Genomic DNA, 5,005 nt, shown 5'->3' on the forward strand with positions numbered 1-5,005 from the left:
CCTCCCGATTGCTCGGGAGGAAAAGTGTACATAAGCTTACGGATTATTAGTACTACTCGACTATGACATTACTGCCTTTACATCTATAGCCTATCAACGTGGTCATCTCCCACGATCCTTAAAAGAAATCTCATCTTATGGTGGGTTTCGCGCTTATATGCTTTCAGCGCTTATCCCTTCCAAACGTAGCTACTCTGCGGTGCCACTGGCGTGACAACAGATACACTAGAGGTTTGTCCAATTCGGTCCTCTCGTACTAGAATCAGATCCATTCAAATTTCTTGCGCCCACAGTAGATAGAGACCGAACTGTCTCACGACGTTCTGAACCCAGCTCGCGTGCCACTTTAATGGGCGAACAGCCCAACCCTTGGGACCTTCTCCAGCCCCAGGATGTGACGAGCCGACATCGAGGTGCCAAACCCCCCCGTCGATATGAGCTCTTGGGGGAGATCAGCCTGTTATCCCCGGCGTACCTTTTATCCTTTGAGCGATGGCCCTTCCATGCGGAACCACCGGATCACTATGCTCTACTTTCGTACCTGATCGACCTGTATGTCTCTCAGTCAAGCTCCCTTATGCCATTGCACTCTACGCACGGTTACCAAGCGTACTGAGGGAACCTTTAGAAGCCTCCGTTACTCTTTTGGAGGCGACCACCCCAGTCAAACTACCCACCAAGCAATGTCCCCCGCAATCGCGGGGTTAGGCCTCAGATAAACAAAGGGTTGTATTTCAACAATGACTCCACAACGCCTAGCGACGCCACTTCACAGTCTCCAACCTATCCTACACATCATTTATCCAAGGTCAATACTAAGCTATAGTAAAGGTGCACAGGGTCTTTTCGTCCCACTGCGGGTAAACGGCATCTTCACCGTTACTACAATTTCACCGAGCTCATGGCTGAGACAGTGTCCAGATCGTTACACCATTCGTGCAGGTCGGAACTTACCCGACAAGGAATTTCGCTACCTTAGGACCGTTATAGTTACGGCCGCCGTTTACTGGGGCTTCATTTCAATGCTTCTTCTTGCGAATAACATCTCCACTTAACCTTCCAGCACCGGGCAGGTGTCAGGCCCTATACTTCATCTTACGATTTTGCAGAGCCCTGTGTTTTTGATAAACAGTCGCCTGGACCTCTTCACTGCGGCCCTGATTACTCAGGGCGACCCTTCTCCCGAAGTTACGGGTCTATTTTGCCTAATTCCTTAGCCATGAATCTCTCGAGCACCTTAGAATTCTCATCTCGACTACCTGTGTCGGTTTGCGGTACGGGTACTATTAACCTGAAGTTTAGAGGTTTTTCTTGGAAGCCCTTAGGTGCACTATCTCTTTGTCCGAAGACGCCGAGTACTATCGTATTTCCCCAAAGCCCGTGGATTTGCCTGCGGGCCTTATAGGTAGGTACTTCAACGAACTATTCCGTCAGTTCGCGGCACTTTCATCACTCCGTCACCCCATCACAGTTAACAGTAGTACGGGAATATTAACCCGTTGTCCATCGACTGTCCCTTTCGGGTTCGCCTTAGGTCCCGACTAACCCACAGCTGATTAGCATAGCTGTGGAAACCTTAGTCTTTCGGTGTGCGGGTTTCTCGCCCGCATTATCGTTACTTATGCCTACATTTTCTTTTCTAACCAGTCCAGCATGCCTTACGACACACCTTCAACCCTGTTAGAATGCTCCCCTACCACTTACAATAAATTGTAAATCCATAGCTTCGGTAATATACTTATGCCCGATTATTATCCATGCTCGTCCGCTCGACTAGTGAGCTGTTACGCACTCTTTAAATGAATGGCTGCTTCCAAGCCAACATCCTAGCTGTCTATGCAGACAAACCTCGTTCTTTCAACTTAGTATATATTTGGGGACCTTAGCTGATGGTCTGGGTTCTTTCCCTCTCGGACTTGGACCTTAGCACCCAAGCCCTCACTGTTATGAAACATTATATAGCATTCGGAGTTTGTCAGGAATTGGTAGGCGGTGAAGCCCCCGCATCCAATCAGTAGCTCTACCTCTATATAACTTTACGCATAACGCTGCACCTAAATGCATTTCGGGGAGTACGAGCTATTTCCGAGTTTGATTGGCCTTTCACCCCTACCCACAGATCATCCCAAGACTTTTCAACGTCAACGGGTTCGGTCCTCCACTTTGGGTTAACAAAGCTTCAACCTGTCCATGGGTAGATCACACGGTTTCGCGTCTAACACTACTGACTAAAGCGCCCTATTCAGACTCGCTTTCGCTACGGATCCGTGGCTTAACCACTTATCCTTGCCAGCAACGTTAACTCGTAGGCTCATTATGCAAAAGGCACGCCGTCACCCCACGAAAGGGCTCCGACCGCTTGTAAGCGTATGGTTTCAGGATCTATTTCACTCCGTTATTCACGGTTCTTTTCACCTTTCCCTCACGGTACTGGTTCACTATCGGTCTCTCAGGAGTATTTAGCCTTAGCGGATGGTCCCGCCAAATTCAGACAGGATTTCTCGTGTCCCGCCCTACTCAGGATACCACTATTGTTATCTTCTATTACTTATACAGGGCTATCACCTTCTTTGGCTCTACTTTCCAGTAGATTCTAATTCTATCCGCAACAAATAACGTGGTCCTACAACCCCAACATTGCCGTAACAACATTGGTTTGGGCTAATCCGCGTTCGCTCGCCACTACTTACGGAATCACTTTTGTTTTCTTCTCCTCCGCCTACTTAGATGTTTCAGTTCAGCGGGTTTGCCCACCTATCGGTGTACTAGATCTTCAATCTAGTGGGTTGCCCCATTCAGGTATTTACGGATCATATCGTGTGTGCCGATCCCCGTAACTTTTCGCAGCTTATCACGCCTTTCATCGCCTCTGAGAGCCAAGGCATCCCCCATACGCCCTTATTTTGCTTATTGTACCAACATTCAATTAAGAATGCCGTTCTTTCTACTTGCCTAATGATAAACAAGTAAAATGCTTTCTACTTTTTAATATTTTTCTTATCTCAATATGTCAATGAACTTTATTCAGTCGAAGGTCAAAGGTCGTAAAGTCGAAGGTCCGAAGACTTGTGACTTTATGACTTTAGACTTTATGACTAAAATCGTGGAGAATAACGGAGTCGAACCGTTGACCTCCTGCGTGCAAGGCAGGCGCTCTAGCCAGCTGAGCTAATCCCCCATTTCATGAGTGACTAGTGAACAGTAATTAGTGACTAGCACTAATTTTTGCTGCTTTTCAACTCTAGAATTTCCTTTTAATTTAAGTTTAATAGTTGTCTCGGACAGACTCGAACTGTCGACCCCTACATTATCAGTGTAGTACTCTAACCAGCTGAGCTACGAGACACTCTTATTCTTAAATTCTTTATTCAATTTTTTTTAAATTAACAGCAAGAGTAATAAAACCTTAAAACTAAAAAACCAAAAGTCTTTTCGTCTTTTTCCCTAACGTGTTGATAAATCAACTAACAATTAAGGCTCTAGAAAGGAGGTGTTCCAGCCGCACCTTCCGGTACGGCTACCTTGTTACGACTTAGCCCTAGTTACCAGTTTTACCCTAGGCAGCTCCTTGCGGTCACCGACTTCAGGCACCCCCAGCTTCCATGGCTTGACGGGCGGTGTGTACAAGGCCCGGGAACGTATTCACCGGATCATGGCTGATATCCGATTACTAGCGATTCCAGCTTCACGGAGTCGAGTTGCAGACTCCGATCCGAACTGAGAACGGTTTTGTAGATTCGCTCCTGGTTGCCCAGTGGCTGCTCTCTGTACCGTCCATTGTAGCACGTGTGTAGCCCAAGGCGTAAGGGCCGTGATGATTTGACGTCATCCCCACCTTCCTCACAGTTTACACTGGCAGTCTTGTTAGAGTTCCCGACTTGACTCGCTGGCAACTAACAACAGGGGTTGCGCTCGTTATAGGACTTAACCTGACACCTCACGGCACGAGCTGACGACAACCATGCAGCACCTTGTAAATTGTCTTGCGAAAAGTCTGTTTCCAAACCGGTCAATCTACATTTAAGCCTTGGTAAGGTTCCTCGCGTATCATCGAATTAAACCACATGCTCCACCGCTTGTGCGGGCCCCCGTCAATTCCTTTGAGTTTCAAACTTGCGTTCGTACTCCCCAGGTGGGATACTTATCACTTTCGCTTAGCCACTGAGATTGCTCCCAACAGCTAGTATCCATCGTTTACGGCGTGGACTACCAGGGTATCTAATCCTGTTCGCTACCCACGCTTTCGTCCATCAGCGTCAATCAATTAGTAGTAACCTGCCTTCGCAATTGGTATTCCATGTAATCTCTAAGCATTTCACCGCTACACTACATATTCTAGTTACTTCCTAATAATTCAAGTCTAGCAGTATCAATGGCCGTTCCACCGTTGAGCGATGGGCTTTCACCACTGACTTACTAAACCGCCTACGGACCCTTTAAACCCAATGATTCCGGATAACGCTTGGATCCTCCGTATTACCGCGGCTGCTGGCACGGAGTTAGCCGATCCTTATTCTTACAGTACCGTCAAGTCTCTACACGTAGAGGTGTTTCTTCCTGTATAAAAGCAGTTTACAATCCATAGGACCGTCATCCTGCACGCGGCATGGCTGGATCAGGCTTGCGCCCATTGTCCAATATTCCTCACTGCTGCCTCCCGTAGGAGTCTGGTCCGTGTCTCAGTACCAGTGTGGGGGATCTCCCTCTCAGGACCCCTACCCATCGTAGTCTTGGTAAGCCGTTACCTTACCAACTAACTAATGGGACGCATGCTCATCTTTCACCGATAAATCTTTAATTATAAAGTGATGCCACTCTATAATACTATGAGGTATTAATCCAAATTTCTCTGGGCTATCCCTCTGTGAAAGGTAGATTGCATACGCGTTACGCACCCGTGCGCCGGTCTCTAGTTCCGAAGAACTATACCCCTCGACTTGCATGTGTTAAGCCTGCCGCTAGCGTTCATCCTGAGCCAGGATCAAACTCTTCATCGTATATTATG

The 5,005-nt window shown here is 47.5% G+C and carries 2 tRNA genes and 2 rRNA genes; all 4 read right to left on the minus strand.

Annotated elements, in window-relative coordinates:
- Positions 1–26: 26 nt before the first annotated feature.
- The 4 genes from H8R22_RS15525 to H8R22_RS15540 all read right to left on the minus strand — a co-directional run bounded on the left by H8R22_RS15525 (position 27) and on the right by H8R22_RS15540 (position 4,997).
- A 23S ribosomal RNA gene (locus H8R22_RS15525) occupies positions 27–2,913 on the minus strand.
- Between the two features lie 191 nt (positions 2,914–3,104).
- Positions 3,105–3,178: transfer RNA gene (locus tag H8R22_RS15530), tRNA-Ala, on the minus strand.
- Positions 3,179–3,272: 94 nt separating this feature from the next.
- Positions 3,273–3,346, minus strand: a tRNA-Ile gene (locus tag H8R22_RS15535).
- Between the two features lie 137 nt (positions 3,347–3,483).
- Positions 3,484–4,997, minus strand: a 16S ribosomal RNA gene (locus H8R22_RS15540).
- The 16S and 23S rRNA genes sit together here with 2 tRNA genes alongside, the layout of an rRNA operon.
- Positions 4,998–5,005: the final 8 nt, after the last annotated feature.

The organism is Flavobacterium kayseriense (genome assembly GCF_014305095.1).
GTDB classification, from domain to species: Bacteria; Bacteroidota; Bacteroidia; order Flavobacteriales; family Flavobacteriaceae; genus Flavobacterium; species Flavobacterium kayseriense.